Raw genomic sequence first — 16579 nt, 5'->3', positions numbered from 1 at the left:
ACTTTTTCTTATCCTAAAACTGCTTGCCTAAGAATATCATTTATTTTTGTTTGATATCCTTTTCCCGTTGCTTTCAACGCCGCAAGCACATCGCTATCTATCCTTAGATTATATTCTGTAGATACAGGAAGTGTCAATGTAAAAAATTCAAGTAAAAAATTCAAGGTGATAACGGCAAAGACACAAAGGGTATCTCTAAAAACTCGGTTAGGTTTTTAGAGGTTCCCTAAAAGCTTATAAACGCTGTTTGATTATTCGACTTTGTTCTTTATCCAATAATCGCAGTCTTCGTATCCTTCGGCAACGGTATGTTCCCTGTAAAGAGTGCCGCCGAAATGTTCCATCACCGCCTTATCCGTTTCGCAAAAATACGGCATCAATTCGCTGTATCCGTTCTTTTTTGCAAAATCGGCGATGGGGCATCCGAGCAAATGAATACTGATTCCTTCTTTGCGGTTTAGTGGGTTTATTTTCATCCCCCATGTATTGTTCCATGAGCCGTCTTCTTTGTGCTTATTCAATTTTCGTGCCCTGAGCGCAAAAAGCCCGTGAAAAAGTTTTTGCACGAGCCTGTTGTTGAGATTGAACCGCGAAAGCTGTCCACCTTTTTTATCGCCGATCATCATACCGTAACACATAGCCGTAATCTCATCAGGCGACATATTGCGGTTCATACATTCATAATACGCAAAGGCAGAGAGCGCACCGTAAAAGTTTTTCGACATCGGATTGTCTTTACCACCGATGCTCGGTGCCTCATTTGCAAACTTTTCATAGGTTTCAATAATCGCTTGGTACTTCTTTTCCGCCTCATCCGGTTGGAATTTTTTATTCAGTTCATTCCTGATCCAATTCGCAGACATTTGCGGAATTTCAAAATTTATTTTCATTGCCATCCTATTTCTCCTTGTGCATACACGCGCGATCATTCCCTCGTAAATAGCATATCTATCATTTTTGTATCTTCAAATTATACAATATTTTATACTTTTTTTCTATCTGTTAAAAACCTTCCTTATAATCTGTGAGCTTTTTATAACAATAGAAAAAAAGACTTAAAAATGATATACTCGGAAATCTTTTTATGGGATCCCCGCTACACAAGAACCGAAGATTTGATTAAAATCGCATAATAAGAGTGTACCTTGAACATTTATTTTTGTGCAGTAATGAAGTAGACGGTATGCATATTTTCAAAGGCCACTAATAGGAGATGATGGATTATAATGAAAGAAATTCCCGTAACGGAGCAGCGCAATCCTGCTTCATATCAAATCGATACGAAAAGTACGGCAGAAATTTTAACGATTATCAATAATGAAGATAAAAAAGTTCCCGAGGCGGTTGCGCAGGCGATTCCGCAATTGACGCGGCTGGTCGATTGCGCGGTTGAGGTGTTTCAAAAAGGCGGACGGCTGTTTTACCTCGGTGCGGGAACCTCCGGCCGTTTGGGGGTGTTGGACGCCTCAGAATGTCCGCCCACCTACGGCGTGTCCCCCGATATGGTGCAGGGCTTTATCGCAGGCGGGGATGTTGCGCTCCGCCGTTCCATCGAAGGCGCCGAGGATGATGAAAACCACGGTATCGATCAGCTGCGCGGCGCAGGTTTTTCGTCGTCAGATATGTTGGTTGGTATTACCGCCTCCGGCTCCGCGCCTTATGTGCTGGGAGCGCTCCGCTATGCCCGTTCGCTCGGCTGCCCGACCGGTGCAATAAGCTGCAATAAAGATTCACGCACCTTCGAGCTTGCCGATTATCCTATTTATCTGCCGGTCGGACCAGAAATCGTTACCGGCTCCACCCGGATGAAGTCCGGCACTGCACAAAAGCTCGCGCTGAATATGATTACCACCACCGCGATGATTCGGCTGGGAAAGGTATATAATAACTTTATGATTGATTTGATGCCGGTGAACGCAAAGCTGGTGGAACGGTCGAAACGGCTGATTAACGAGATTACCGGATGCGGGGAAGCGCGTGCCGCGCAGATATTTGAAGATTCCGGACGGAAGATACGGACGGCGGTAATTATGGCCTCGCTCGAGGTATCGAAAGAAGAAGCGGAAGCGCTGCTTAAGCAGGGGAACGGCAATATCAACAATGCGCTCGATGTGTATAAACGAGGGTAGCGGGGAGTTCGGGAAACGATGAAGCACTTATTTTTCGGGATCGACGGAGGGGGAACACAGTCCCGGCTCGGTATCTGTGATGAAACCGATCGGCTGATTGCGCAGGTAAAGGGCGGTTCTACCAACCGGTATGCGGTAGGCTTCGACGCAGCTTGCAATAATCTCCGCGAGTTGATTCAAAAACTGAAAACCGAAAGCGGTATCGACGTGCAAAACTGTGCTGCAGGCTGCTTTGCTTCCGCCGGTATGAGCACGGAACAAGAGACCGAAGATTTTCGCCGTTTTTTTACCGACGAAGGAATCCGCTGTCCTCTATATCTCTGCAACGATGCACTGGCAGCGCTTGCAGGCGGTACCGGAACGGCGGAAGGCATTATCGTAGTGAGCGGCACCGGCTCTATTGCCGCCGGATTAGATAAGAACGGGAGAACCGCCCGCGCCGGTGGGCTTGGCCATTTGATTGGGGACGAAGGTTCCGGCTTTAAGATAGGATTGGACGGGATTAAAGCCGCCGCCGCCGCTTTGGAACGGCGCGGAGGGAACACTCTATTGGCTCCGATGCTGTTTAACCATTACGGTGTCAACACCATACGGGAATTATTCCCCTTTTTGTATACAAACTTTGATAAATCGCGGGTGGCCTCTTTTTCGCCCTGTGTATTTCAGGCGGCGCAGCAATCGGATGCAGTTGCGGCACGTATTCTGGAAACCGCCGCTCAAGACCTGTCGCTCCTTGCCCGCAGCGTATACGGCGCTCTCTTCGACGGAGCGGAGGCGGAATTGGTATTCTCGGGCGGCATTTTGGAACATCAAGCCTCTTTTGCAAAACTGACCGCTGCCTATATCTGTGATGCGTTGCCGCAGGTGCGAATTATCCGCCGCCGTTTTGAGCCGGTAGTCGGTGCGTGTATTCTTGCCCGGCTTGGCAGATATTAAATTTCAGTGTCAATTGCATTGGAAATATTGTAAGTATTTACCTTTCTTTTTTGAGTAATATGAGTTAGAATAGAAAAATACTGCTTTTGTAGCCGTTTCGAATTCTGCCGGAGTTTTACATGAAAAAAGTTGTGCGGATAGTTATTCTCTCAGTTTTGGCGTTTTGCCTTTCCATAGCCTGTAAAAACTACACGGCAGATATTGAAGATTATTTAAGCTATTGGTCAGCCGGTGTATCGATTATAGATTTTCCTTTTGACCTGAAAGTGCAAACCGATGACGAAGGTATGCAATGCGTTTCCTCCACAGAAAACGTAATCCTTACATTTACCGTACGTAATCCTAAAAATTTAGATTTAAAAATGCCGGGAGATTCCGATGCTCCTGCCGATATTATCTCATTTCCTTATATTCCGGATGCCCCCGGTAAAAGCGCTGCCACACCGCAATTCGGCAAAGATTATACGTTTGAGAAAATTTCAAATACCGAGCTGAAGCTTACCTATACAGCGAGCTTTTTGAAGCAGTATGAATGGGGCAAGGGAGATATAACTCCTTCTATTATACTTTATACCACGGACGGCAGAGTGTTTAAGCAAAACATTCCGTTTAAGCTCAAAGTAAATACTCCTCCTCCGGCTATTCAAAAATGTATTATTGGACAGACAAAAACCGCTTCCTCTTCCGAAACTTCTTATTATGTTCTGTGCTTGCAGCTGCCGTCCACCGAAATGAACCGAGAATTCAACGGCAGTCTTTTGCATAAGGATATTGCCGGTATTGAAATCAACGGAACAATATATCGTCTTTCGGTAAATGAGGCGCAACATACATTTATCAAACCTAAAGATACTGCTTTTTTAGCTGTAACGGATGTAGAGAAACTTGAAGCCAATGCGGATGATATTCCTTCCGATTGGACGCTGTATTTTAAAACCGATGTTGAAGTAAAGGATGGTAGTCCCCAAAAAGAGTATACGGTGAGATTAAAGGACGCAAAAGGTTTGATGTCACCGGCGTTTAAAGCGGCTACCAAACCGAATACTCTGCAGCAGGAAACGCGGACTGTAACCTTTAATCTTGCAGGCGGAAATATCGGCGGCAATATACATGCTATCACCATGACTGGTGTGTCGGGAACACCGTTGACGCAACCTCCAAATCCTACTAAAGATGGCTATACCTTCAACGGCTGGACACCTGCACTGTCTGCATCCCCGACATTCCCTGCAGCAGATATGACATACACTGCGCAGTGGACGCCAAAGACCTATACCGTAACATTTAAAGTAGACGGTGGACATGGCTCTCTAAAAGGCACACATAATGGCACATCTAAGGTAGCGAGCGGTTCAGATGAGCTGAAATTTGAATCCGTTCCGCATAATAGTACGATCACCTTTACCGCAACGCCGGCAAATACAACTCTCTATAAGGTTGGGGATTGGACTTGTTCATCTTCGACAGGCTTTACGGGCGGAAGCGGACAGTCAATTGCTTCGCTTACAGTAACGTCAAATACAAGTGTGAGTGTGCAGTTTGTACCTCTTAATACTTTAACCCTAACTGAGCTTAAAATACACGGTCAAAATGCTTCGACCGGTTCCGTTACCCTGCCGTATACCATAACTCAAGTGGCGCAAAGCAATATCAACCTTGAGTTTGACGGACACCCAGGGATGTCGTTTACCGTAACTCCTGCATTGCCGCTGGCCTTAACGCCGGGAACGCCTCAAAATATTACCATAAAAGTTGCGGCAAGTCCGGGGAATTATCCTGCATGGGAAAAAACGGTACGTATAACCCGCGCAAAAAACAATGTTGCAGCCTTACAGAGCTTTAAGCTTAACGGAGAAGCTAAAACTGCGCCTTTTACTACCGAATACACGGTAGATTCCGGCACGGCAACAGTAACGGACTTTACCTTTGGTGCCGGTAGTGATGGAGCAATCGCGACTGTTAGTCCAGCAGACAACAATATCCCCATAGGTACCGGAAAAAGTTTTACCATCACGGTAACAGCTCAAGACGATACTGTAAAACAGACTATAATGTTTACGGTAAAGCGCCGAACCTACAACGTAGTCTACAGTGTAGACGGTGGTGTAGGTGGCACGATTCAAGCCAATTCAGGCAGTCCGATAACAACGAACAGTAGCATTTCGGTCGAGTACGACGGAAGCGTAACCTTTACCGCAACGCCGAGTGGTGGTTGGGAAGTAGAAAAATGGATGCTTGATGGCAATGAAGTCCCCGGCCATACAAATACGAGTTATACTCTTTCCAATGTAACCGGCAATAAAAACGTAAAGGTGAAGTTTAAGAAAAAGCAAGGTATAATAGACGGCAATACGGAGACCCATGCATGGAAAGAATTATGCGAGCGGGTTGCCGCTGCCGATGACGGCGCTGTTATCATGGTAAAAAATATAATAGCAGCTTCCTCCGCCGCCGGTAACAACGGTGAAATTGTCATAAATAAGAATATTACCATTCAAGGTACAAATAAGACTTCCGAAAAACTGGATGCCGGATCGTTCAGCCGTATTTTCCGTGTAAAAGACGGTAAAACCCTTACGCTTCAAAACATAACGCTTACGGGGGGCAATACCCAACATGAACAAGGTGATAAAAATGGCGGCAGCGTGTATATAGAAAACGGTTCGTGTACGATGGACAATGTACTTGTCGTTGAATGTACTGCGGATGCAGGTGGCGCCGTGTATGTTAAAGACGGTACTTTCAGCATATCCGGTAGTACTCGTATTACCCCTTCAACCGGAGAATATGAACAGACCGCCGGTAAGAACGATGTGTATCTAAAGGGTGGAAAGCTTATCACGGTAACCGGCACTTTAACCGGAACTACTCCTATCGCTCGTATTACACCGGAAAGCTATCCGACAGGCAGCACTGCGGTTAAGGTTCTCGATGGTGCTGCTGTTAATACGCAACATTCAAAGTTTACGGTAACCGACCAAGCCGGTATGCCTTCTAAAAAATGGAAGATAAACGCTTCCGGCGAGCTTGAGGCAGTTGGCGGTCAGAGTCCGGCAATAGAGGCAACTAGTTGGGAAGACTTACGGACTAAAGTGCAAAGTGCTTCCGACGGCACCGTTATCGAAGTAACACAGGATATTACGTATAAAGGGAACAGCTCTGAATCTACAATAACGATAAATAAGAATATCACCATAAAGTCAAAAGGCGGCGATACGTATACTCTGAACGCAGATTGTACGGGAACTGTTCCTACTTATGCTTCAAAGGTTAAAAGTATTTTTAAGGTTACGAGCGGTAAGTCATTAATACTTGAAAACGTAACGCTCAGCAATGCTAAACAATATGCCGTCTCTGTTGCGGAGAATGGTTCCCTTATGATGACGAAGGTAACGATTAAGGATTGCGAGACCCAAGATCAGGCAGCCGGTATTTATTTTGAGAAAGGACGGAATCTAACGCTTACCCGCTGTACAATTGCAAAGTGTAAGGGAACAGGTTCCGCTTCTTCCGGCGGTATGTATATTCAGGAACCGACGGGAACGGTGAGTATAAAAAATACGGAAATTAAAAATTGTGAAGCACAACACGATGGAGGCGGTATACGTCTTAGTCAAGCGAACTGTACGTTGGAGAATGTGAATATTCAAGAATGCAGTGCTGCTAACGGAGGAGGAATTTATAATAGAGGTAGCACTCTTACGATAACGGGAGGTTCTTTTATAAAGAATAAGGTATTAGGTTCAGGTGCAAATCGTCAAGGCGGTGCAATCTATAGCGAAGGCGGTAGTCTTACCTTAGACGGATTTACGATCGGCGGGGATAATCAGGAAGACGGTAATACGGCAAAAAAGGGAGGAGGTATCTACCTTAAAAATGTGGTAGTAACAATGCAATCTGTAAAGGTAAAAAATAATAAGGCGCTGACCCAAGGTGGCGGTATCTATCTTGCAGACGGAGAGCTTAAGATACCCAACGGTACTACTATCGCCGATAATAGTGCCATCGACAACACTGCTGGCAACCATAACAGCGAGGCCGGTGGCGGAATTTATGTTGAAAAAGGAACGCTTACGTTGAATGGAGGTATTATCTCCGGTAACAGAGCCAATGCTAATAAGGGCGGTGGCGTTTATCTTAAAGCAGGAACATTTACAATGAATTCGGGAGAAATTAAAAATTGTTCTGCAAAATACGGCGGAGGAGTTTCTCTTGCCGGTACGAGCACCTTTACGATGACCGGAGGAACTATCACAGGTTGTAAGGCAGACGTCGAAGGAGGAAAGGGCGGTGGTATTTATACAGAACTAAAGACAAAGCTGACTTTAGAAGGGGCTGCTAGCAATCCGGTCGTTATTTCCAACTGTACGGCAAAAGAGACCGGCGGTGGTATGCATATTTATACGCAGAATACGGTAACAGTCAAAAATGCTCGTATTGAAGGAAACTCTGCAAATAGCGGCGGTGGTGTGTATTTAGAGCAAGGGACATTTACTATTGCCGGCAGTACCCGTATTACTCCTTCAACTGAAACAACAGCTGGAAAGAATGATGTTTTCCTAGAAGAGGGAAAGTTTATCACAATAGAAGGAACTTTAACTGAAACAGGAACCGTTGCACGTATTACGCCCAAAAAATATGAGAACGGGGTAAAAGTTCTCCAAGCGTCTTCTACGGAGTGTGCTAAATTTACGGTAACGCCGAAAGGCACGGAAATATGGTCAATAAATAATAATGATGGGACTTTGAAGAAACCGTGATGCAACCGCCTCGTAAATTGCTTCTTTGCATTTTCTTGCAATTCCGTGTATAATGCGGTGGCCATGGTGAGTATGGAAACGGAAGCGTGTGAAGTATTATATCGGTTTTTTAGAACCGCATCGGAATATATCGAAGGGTACCGCAGCGATGCACCGTATCCCGAATCGTTTGCATTTGCCGGAGATTCAACGGCTCTTGTTGCGACAACGAGCGCTGCGGTGAATGCAGTTTCTGTTGAAACCGGTTCTGCGGAGATTGTAGGCACTGTAACCGGCACTTCTGCTGCGGTTTCGGCAGGGAGCGGCGGAACGCTGTTTCGGTCGATGCAGGAAATTTACGCTGCGGTTGCACAGTGCTCCGCCTGTGTGTTGGGGCAAACCCGTACTCATCCGGTGGCGGGAGAAGGCCCCGAAGAGCTGTCCCGCTTGACCAACTCCGTTGAGGTGATGGTAATCGGCGAGGGGCCGGGCGCGGACGAAGACCGGCAGGGCAGACCCTTTGTCGGTAGGGCGGGGCAGCTTCTCGACAAGATGCTGGAAGCTATTCAGCTTTCGCGCAAGACCAATTGCTATATCACCAATGTGGTTAAATGCCGTCCGCCTCAAAACCGCGACCCTGCGCCGGAAGAACGGAGCTGCTGCGCCGCCTTTTTGGATGCGCAAATACGGCTGCTCCGCCCTAAGATGATTCTGGTGATGGGGCGCATTGCCGCGCAGCATTTGCTGCAAACCTCCGACGGTATCGGAAAGCTGCGGGGGCGTTTTTTCGACTATCAGGGGATACCGCTGATGCCGACCTATCATCCGAGCGCGCTGCTTCGGGACGAAAGCCTCAAACGCCCCGCATGGGAAGACCTCAAGCGGTTCCGCGCCCGTCTGCACGAGCTTCACGTACAAGGCTAATCTATGGCGCAGTGGCTTGAGCTTGTCTTTAAGCTTCCTTTATATCAATCATTTTTTTACCGGAATGCCGCTGCGGACGGGCAACAATCCTTGGCTGGCAGGCGGGCGGCGGTTCGATTCGGCTCGCGCAAGCTCGTCGGTTTTATTGTTGCGGAATATGAAACGCTGCCCAAGAGCTGCCCCTTTGCGGAAGCCGACATAAAGCCGATCGACCGCATCATCGATGCGGAACCGCTTTTCACCGATGAGCAGGCGGCGCTCGCCCGTTGGATGTCCCGCTTTTATATCTGCGCCGAGGGGATTGCGCTTTCCGCAATGCTGCCCTCCGGCAAACGTGAAGCGGGGGAGCTGAATACCGACGGGATCGAATTCGCCGGAACCGATTTTTCCGCCTCGGCACTTACGCTTTCGGAAGAACAACGCTTCGCCGTAGAAGCAATTTCCGACTGCACCGGCGGCGAGTTCTTCTATGTGTACGGCATTACCGGTTCCGGTAAAACCGAAGTCTTTTTACAGGCCGCTTCTCGTGTGCTTGCTGCCGGAAAATCGGTTATCTACCTTGTGCCCGAAATTACGCTGAGCCATCAGGTTGCGGAAACCGTCAAAAAGCGTTTCGGCGACCGCTGCGCGGTGCTCCATTCGGGACTAACCGGCAGCAAGCGGCTTGCGGAATGGCGGCGTATTGCGCGGGGCGAGGCGCGGATTGTCGTCGGAGTACGCAGCGCCATATTTGCCCCCGTCCGTGATTTGGGACTCATCATCATCGACGAGGAACACGACGGTTCGTATAAGTCGGGTTTTGCGCCCCGCTACCACGCGCGGCAGGTTGCGATGTACCTCTGCAAAAAACACGGTTGTCCGCTGGTGATGGGTTCGGCAACGCCGTCGGTAGAGGCATGGCATTTGATGAAAACCGGCGCAATCCGTACTCTGCGGCTGAGCGAGCGGCTTTCCGGCGGGGCGCTGCCCCATATCCGCATCGAATCGCTGTTGCATACGGCCGGAGCGTTAAGCACTGCGCTGATCGATGAAATGCGCCGCACCAAAACCCAGGGGGAACAGACCATTCTCTTTTTGAACCGCCGAGGCTTTTCTCATTTCTTTAAGTGTAAGAACTGCGGACACGAGCTCTTGTGTAAAAACTGTTCGGTGCCGCTCACTTTTCATAAAAGCGAGGGGCTGATGAAGTGCCACTACTGCGGATGGACGGCAAAGCCGCCGAGTGCCTGCCCCGAATGCGGCTCCATCGAGGCGGGCTATACGAGCATCGGCACGGAATATATTGAAGAACAGGTGCGGAAAACCTTCCCCGACTGTACCGTTCAGCGTATCGATACCGACGTTCTGCAAAAAAACAAGCAGGCGGTTCACATCTTAAATAACTTTCGGGACGGCACTATCGATATTTTACTCGGTACGCAGATGATTGCCAAAGGCTTAAACTTTCCCGGCGTGCGGCTGGTTGGAATTGCGCTTGCCGATACCGGCTTGCAGATGCCCGATTTTAGAGCTGCCGAGCGCACTTTTTCGCTCATCATGCAGGTAGCGGGCAGGGCAGGGCGGTATGTTCCGGATGGGGAGGTTATCATTCAAACCTATAATCCCTATCATCCTGCAATTGTCTGTGCGCAGCACAACGATGTGGAAGGTTTTTATACGCAGGAGCTGCAGCAGCGGCAGGCGTTGGAATTTCCGCCCTTTGCCCGTCTTATCCGGCTGGTGTTCCGTAGTAAAGATCAACACAAAGCGGAAGAAGCCGCTTTCGGCGCACGGGAGCTTTTACCGCAGCTGTTTCCGCCGGATGCTGCGGAAGGCATAGAAATACTTGGCCCGTCCGACTGTATGCTTTCACTTGTAGCGGGCAATCACCGGATGCAGCTGCTGTTGCGCGCCGAAACGCTCGCACCGATGCAAAAAGCCGTCTACCGGTTTATCACCGAATACAAAGCAGCTGTGGGTGTGTATATCGAAACGGATGTCGATCCTGTCAGTTTATTGTGATGGTGTCATCTGTAAAAATTCAGATATAGTTTTTTAGAGGTGCCTCTGTATGATATGCAGTTGAGAGGTATGATATGCAGCAGAATATAACGATGTTTAAAACACAGCCTTTTGTTTCCGAAAAGGTTTGGGGATATGAGCGGTGGATTGTTTCCGTTCATCCGGCGGGGCAGTCTATTGTAGATGATACAACGCCGCAGATAGGCGGAACACCGCTTGACGCTATCGTCGGCGCTTCGTATCCGCTTTTGATTAAGATTATTCAGGCGAACGAAACGCTTTCGGTGCAGGTACATCCCGACGATGACTATGCGCGCCTCCATGAACACAGCGCCGGTAAAACCGAATGTTGGTATGTGTTCGATGCAGTACCCGATGCAAAGATTATTTACGGATTGCAGAAGGATTACCGCCGCAGCGAGCTGGAAACGGCCATTCGGGATAATACGATTGAGCACTGTCTCCGCTCCGTTCCCGTCTCGAAGGGAGATTTTATCTTTATCCCTGCCGGAACCGTCCATGCGATACAAGGCGGCTTGCGGCTTTTAGAGGTGCAGCAGTCAAGCGATATAACCTACCGGCTCTATGACTGGGGGCGTCCCCGTGAGGTGCATGTACAAAAAGGGCTTGATGTATTGCGGTACTTACCTGAGTCGGCGCTGACACCGGAACATCCTTTTAGCGGGAAATCGGTGTGTCCGTATTTTAGGCTTGAAAAAAAAGATTTTCCCGTTGCGGGGACTCTTTCGTTTTCGGCATTTGATACCCCTGCTGCAAAAACGGGATGGTGCAGCCTCTTTATCATCGCCGGAAGCGGTACGCTTGAAATTGCGGAAAACGGCATACTTGAAACTGCCGGAGCTCCATCCTTGCAGGTAAAGGCTGAGGACTGTATTATGGTGCGTCGGGAATCTACCGTTTCGGTTATTCCAAATCAAGGCTCGCCTCTTTCGATTATGCTGATGGGGTAGTAGCAATTGAACGGATGCATCGTATAACCGGCAAGGAATCCCATCTTGTATCAGGATAACTGCATTAAAAATATTTTCCGCGGGGTTACTAAAAAAACGGCCTGATGCATTTACCCCGATAAAACAATGTTGACAGAATGAATATCAAAGTTGATAATCATTGTTAAGAAAAAAAGAGAAGTTCGCCGGTTAATCGATGTCGGTAAAAATCGGCAGCTTCATGTAAAGGACGGTCTATATGAAAATGTTTTGGGTACGAATGAGTCTTTTGGCATTAAAGGTGATCGGCGGAATTGTAGGTGTTGCTGCCCTATTGTTCATAATTTTATTACTGTTTATTACAATAACTGAGTATCGCCCTGACGCTCAAGAGCCTGCTGAAGTCATAGGAGAAGCTGCCCTTACGAAAGAAACCGTTGCGTTTGGAAAACCGATCGATATTGTCAGTTGGAATATCGGCTATTGCGGACTTGGTGCTGGACAGGATTTCTTTATGGATGGCGGTACTATGGTACGCCCTTCGGGCAAAAAAGAGGTGGAAGAAAACCTTGCCGGAGTTATCGAGACGCTGAAACGATATCCTTCTGATTTTTATTTTATTCAAGAAATGGATAAGTCCTCAAAGCGTTCTTATTATATCGATCAAACGGCGGCACTTGCTGACTCGCTCGGTACAGCGCTTACCTATACCTATAATTTTAAGGTCTCGTATGTTCCGTATCCTCTTCCTCCAATCGGGAAGGTAGCGAGCGGAGTCGGCCTGTTTACGCGGTATCCCTTTACGAACACCTATCGTTTTGCGTTGCCGGTGCCGTTCAAGTGGCCGGTCAGAACGGTTAATTTAAAACGCTGTATGCTGATAACCCGTTTCCCGCTCGAATCGGGTAGGGAGTTGGTAACCGCGGTATTGCATCTGGAAGCGTACGATGACGGAGAAGGCAAAATTGCTCAAACCAATGCGCTTATCGATTTTATCCGTGCCGAATATGAGGCAGGTAACTACGTCATCGCGGGCGGTGATTTTAACCAAACCTTCCCGGGCACACAGGCTCGTTATCCTCTTTACGATGAGTTTTGGAGGCCGGGCGCAATCAGCGGAGGTTCATTGCCGGAGGGGTGGCAGTTTGCCGTCGATGACAGGGTTCCTTCATGCCGTCTTAACAATGCACCGTATACGCCTGCGCTTACCGACGAAAATATCCGTAACAAGTGGCCGTACTACGTTATTGACGGCTTTATCGTTTCTCCGAATATCTCTGTTGTGTCGGTCGAGACACTCGACGAATCCTTCCGCTATGCCGACCATAATCCGGTAAAGCTGCGTGTCGTCTTGAATCCCTAATGCCGTAGAGAGGACGGGGTATTAAAGGGTATCCCAAAAATAAGATTTTGGGATATCCCCTAAACTATCCTCATAGATAAATATCTTTCTTTTGCAAAATTGCCCATTGTCGGGTATACTATAGGTATTGCAGATGCAGGAATACTGCTATTTGCCAAGGAGTAAAAGATGCAGATGAATAGTGTGGTTATTAGAACCGACAACATGGAAAAATCATTGCAGTTTTATGAGAAAGTGCTCGGGCTCACCTTCGAGTCTATGATGTCTGCTGCACCGGGTAAGCAGATTGCCTTTTTGTATGATCCTAAATCGAATGGCCGTTTGGAACTGATCCATAACGATCGTTCAAAGGTAAAAAAGGAAAACTCTATTTCGTTGACATTCACTGTGAATCAGATTGGTGAGACGGAAAAATACCTCCGCTCTAAAGATGTCCGGATTATCATGGAGCCGCGAACGGTAAAGGATGGTAAAAAGATATTAACAGCAGTCGATCCCAATGGAATCGAAATAGATTTTATTGAAGCTAAATAAACAGAAGGATATCTCTAAAAACCAAAGTTTTTCGAGATGCCCCGATGTTCTGAAAGATTTTCATAAAAAAAGCGTTGTAAAGTATTTACAACGCTTTTTTTATAGCAAGTTACCGGCGATTACAGCCGGATTCAATCCCCTTTGTTCGGCGTAAAGCACGGGGTATTCACTCATCCGGCTGAATCAATAGACCAATAGAAATTACTTATTCTTTTTTTGATCCGTATTGGAGTTGGAACTTGAAATGGTGCGCATTACTTCGTAGGCTCTGGTTCTTACCGGAGTTACATAGTTATAGTTATTTGCAATACGCATTACCGTCTCAAACATTTCCTTTTTGTTTATAATTGAGCCGGACATCTTTTCGAAGGTATTCAGGATTTCAAGCGCGAGCGAACTTGTCGGATTAACCGTATCGAATTTGCGGGCAATCCAGTTAATCATATTGAATACTTCATCATTGTCATTTTTACCGATTTCGCCGAGCGATTTTACCGCTGCTGTGATAACGGAGGGTTCATTATCGGTGTACATAACCGTAATCAATGAATCCTTTGCCTTGTCGGTACCCATTTGTCCGAGCAGCTCACATGCACGGCGTCTTATTTCCGGATAATTGTTTACTACCCTGCCGTCTTCTCTCACAACGGTTGAAAGCCCTTCGGTTGCTAACGTACTTAACGCTACCTGAATTTCTTCCGATTGGCGGCCTTCATTCAATGCCTCTTCGATATACTGTAAGGCAACCCGTTTTGAATCGCGCCCTTCAGCGGCAACCATTTCTTTAATCATAACGCCTTCAATTGAATTGAGGTATGCCTGTTCGACGGTAATCATACCGTCGGATTCGCTGTTCTTATCATTTTTCTTTGCAGCGTCTTTATTTTGCGCGCAGATAAGCGGAGCAGTAAGCAGGCTTAAAGCCAGTGATAGTATCAATAATTTGTGCCGCATGGTAACGACCCCCTTCCTTTGTTCAAAGTTGGTATTTACTAGAATACCAACTTATTGTCAGTTATTTTTTTGCAAGTGTCAAGAGGCCGATTGTTTTCGATTTTCGGATTCCAATATATTTGATAACCGCCGGCAATTTTACACGATAATTATTACCGCTTGACCTTTCATTCTTTTACTTATATCATAAAAGAGGATTGTAAAACTATTGATCCTTGAGTTTCAACAAGTAAGGTGAGTCGAATGAAAAAGTTAAAGATACCTGCAGTGCCGTCAATCAGAAGATTACCGTCCTATTTGCATATAGTAAAGCAAGCCCAATCCGATGGATACCCCTATATTTCCGGTACCGTTATTGCTGAAGAGCTGCACCTTGAACCGATCCAAGTACGGAAAGATTTAGCTATTACAGGCATTATCGGTAAGCCGAAGAAAGGATATCCGGTTGAAGATCTCATTTCAGCTATCGAGCATTTTCTTCGCTGGGATACCTTGCAAAAAGCGATTCTTATCGGAGCAGGGAATCTTGGTACCGCGCTCACCGGATATCAGGGATTTAGAGATCACGGGTTGGAAATCTGTGCGGCTTTTGACAGTGACAAAAGTAAGATCGGAAAAAAAATTCATGGTATTCCGATTTTTGCAATGAATAAATTGACCGAAGAAATTAACACTTTGCATCCTGCCTTAGCAATTTTAACTGCACCTTCACCCAGCGCACAGGCGATTGCCGATCAATTGGTAGAAGCAGGTATTGACGCAATCTGGAATTTTACGAATGTTAAAATCAAAGTACCCGATAACGTCCTTGTTCAACAGGAAGATCTTACTTCAGGCTATGCGCTTTTAGGCGTTATGATGAATACCCGTATTCAGCAAGCAAGCGAATAGCTTAGTTGATTTAAAATTTACGTATATGGGACTTTAAGGAGTATATGCGTTAAAGTCCCGTAGTAAAACTGCTATGAACTCTTCCGAATATTCTCAACAGGCGGCTCTTTTTTATAACCGCCTCGTAAAACGGTATAAGCATTTAAAAAAATATGCACGGCGATTAAACCTCTTTGCCTATCGGCTGTATGATAGGGATATTCCCGAAATTCCCGTTGCCGTTGATCTCTATATTGAAGATACAACCGGAGTGCTGTTCGCCGTGCTTACCGAGTATGAACGGCAGGTCTATAGGCACGAAGATAAAAATGTTGCTTCTCTTTCGGAGCTGGCGGAAGCGTTATGTACTGCTTTACAGATTCCTTCGGAGCAAGTATATGAAAAATGCCGAAAGCGGCAGCGCGGTGAAGCTCAATATGAAAAGATTGCGGACAGCGGAAAGCGGATTATCGTGCGGGAAGGTAAGTGCCGCTTCTTTGTCAATATATCCGATTATCTCGATACCGGTTTATTTCTTGATCACCGTCCGGCTCGGCTTGCCGTTGCCGACAGTGCTGCCGGTAAGTCCGTGTTGAATCTTTTTTGCTATACTGCTTCTTTTTCTATCCATGCGCTGGTAAACGGAGCGCGGCGGGTTTGTTCGGTTGACTTGTCAAAAAACTATTTGCAATGGGCGGCTGAAAATGCTCAGCTGAATGGGGTCGCCGATTCCGAACGCTGCCGGTTTGTGCAAAGCGATGTCCGTCTTTTTCTGGAGCAGGCTGCAAAACGGAAAGAACGGTGGGATATTATCATCTGCGACCCGCCGACATTTTCCAATTCAAAACGTGCGCCCCAATTCTTCGATGTGAATCGGCATTGGCAGGATTTAATCCGCAGTTGCTGTCAGGTATTGGCGGCGGAAGGCATTTTATACTTTTCGACCAATTCACGAACGTTGCGTTTTGACACGGCGGAACTTTCGGATAGACCGGATCGCAGCATGGGAGAGGATAAGTTTATTTACAACAATACGCTCTTCACCGTGCAGGACATCAGCGCACAATCGATACCGGAAGATTTTCGGAATAAAAAAATTCACCGGTTGTGGAAGATAAGCCACAGTACGCCCTTTTGAAAATATACGGTGTATCACTGTATTTTATTTCTAAAAACCTC

13 protein-coding genes are annotated in these 16579 nt (G+C 46.9%); 10 read left to right on the top strand and 3 right to left on the bottom strand.

Going from position 1 to position 16579, the window contains the following annotated elements:
* Positions 1–8: 8 nt before the first annotated feature.
* Positions 9–137 carry a BrnA antitoxin family protein gene (locus QI63_RS13390; RefSeq protein WP_255347352.1) on the bottom strand — a complete coding sequence of 43 codons (129 nt, stop codon included), beginning with the start codon at positions 135–137 and terminating at the stop codon, positions 9–11.
* A gap of 114 nt (positions 138–251) precedes the next feature.
* A complete protein-coding gene (locus tag QI63_RS00360; protein WP_044012831.1) occupies positions 252–896 on the bottom strand; it encodes an L-2-amino-thiazoline-4-carboxylic acid hydrolase in 645 nt (214 codons plus the stop codon).
* 330 nt (positions 897–1226) lie between these two features.
* On the opposite strand from QI63_RS00360, the gene murQ reads away from it, so the two are divergent.
* The 8 genes from murQ (at position 1227) to QI63_RS00320 (ending at position 13576) form a co-directional block, all read left to right on the top strand.
* Positions 1227–2129, top strand: a complete 903-nt coding sequence (gene murQ / locus QI63_RS00355; RefSeq protein WP_044012828.1) for an N-acetylmuramic acid 6-phosphate etherase — start codon at positions 1227–1229, stop codon at positions 2127–2129.
* Between the two features lie 18 nt (positions 2130–2147).
* On the top strand, positions 2148–3065 hold the full coding sequence (locus tag QI63_RS00350; protein ID WP_044012823.1) for an N-acetylglucosamine kinase: 918 nt from the start codon (positions 2148–2150) through the stop codon (positions 3063–3065).
* A gap of 119 nt (positions 3066–3184) precedes the next feature.
* Positions 3185–7825 (top strand): InlB B-repeat-containing protein, encoded by a 4641-nt coding sequence (locus tag QI63_RS12345; RefSeq protein ID WP_052185435.1) that lies wholly within the window; start codon positions 3185–3187, stop codon positions 7823–7825.
* 72 nt (positions 7826–7897) lie between these two features.
* Positions 7898–8728: a uracil-DNA glycosylase gene (locus QI63_RS00340; RefSeq protein ID WP_044012819.1), complete on the top strand. Its 831-nt coding sequence runs from the start codon at positions 7898–7900 to the stop codon at positions 8726–8728.
* Positions 8729–8731: 3 nt separating this feature from the next.
* On the top strand, positions 8732–10729 hold the full coding sequence (priA, locus tag QI63_RS00335; protein ID WP_044012816.1) for a replication restart helicase PriA: 1998 nt from the start codon (positions 8732–8734) through the stop codon (positions 10727–10729).
* Between the two features lie 74 nt (positions 10730–10803).
* Positions 10804–11700: a type I phosphomannose isomerase catalytic subunit gene (locus QI63_RS00330; protein ID WP_052185434.1), complete on the top strand. Its 897-nt coding sequence runs from the start codon at positions 10804–10806 to the stop codon at positions 11698–11700.
* Positions 11701–11938: 238 nt separating this feature from the next.
* Positions 11939–13042, top strand: a complete 1104-nt coding sequence (locus tag QI63_RS00325) for an endonuclease/exonuclease/phosphatase family protein (protein ID WP_044012812.1) — start codon at positions 11939–11941, stop codon at positions 13040–13042.
* Positions 13043–13210: 168 nt separating this feature from the next.
* Positions 13211–13576, top strand: coding sequence for a VOC family protein (locus QI63_RS00320; RefSeq protein ID WP_044012809.1), 366 nt, complete (start codon positions 13211–13213; stop codon positions 13574–13576).
* A 201-nt stretch (positions 13577–13777) separates the two neighbouring features.
* Here the strand turns inward: QI63_RS00320 and QI63_RS00315 are convergent, their stop codons facing one another.
* Entirely contained in the window at positions 13778–14530 is a 753-nt protein-coding gene (locus tag QI63_RS00315) for a HEAT repeat domain-containing protein (RefSeq protein WP_044012807.1), read from the bottom strand.
* Between the two features lie 243 nt (positions 14531–14773).
* On the opposite strand from QI63_RS00315, the gene QI63_RS00310 reads away from it, so the two are divergent.
* Both QI63_RS00310 and QI63_RS00305 read left to right on the top strand, forming a co-directional pair.
* Complete coding sequence (locus QI63_RS00310) at positions 14774–15421, top strand: redox-sensing transcriptional repressor Rex (protein ID WP_044012804.1); 648 nt, start codon at positions 14774–14776, stop codon at positions 15419–15421.
* A 73-nt stretch (positions 15422–15494) separates the two neighbouring features.
* Complete coding sequence (locus QI63_RS00305; protein WP_044012801.1) at positions 15495–16538, top strand: class I SAM-dependent methyltransferase; 1044 nt, start codon at positions 15495–15497, stop codon at positions 16536–16538.
* Positions 16539–16579 lie beyond the last annotated feature (41 nt).

Origin of the sequence: Treponema sp. OMZ 838 (assembly GCF_000775995.1) — a bacterium.
Taxonomy (GTDB): domain Bacteria; phylum Spirochaetota; class Spirochaetia; order Treponematales; family Treponemataceae; genus Treponema.
The sequence above is the reverse complement of the archived record's forward strand: the minus strand, read 5'-3'. Positions and strand labels throughout refer to the sequence as shown.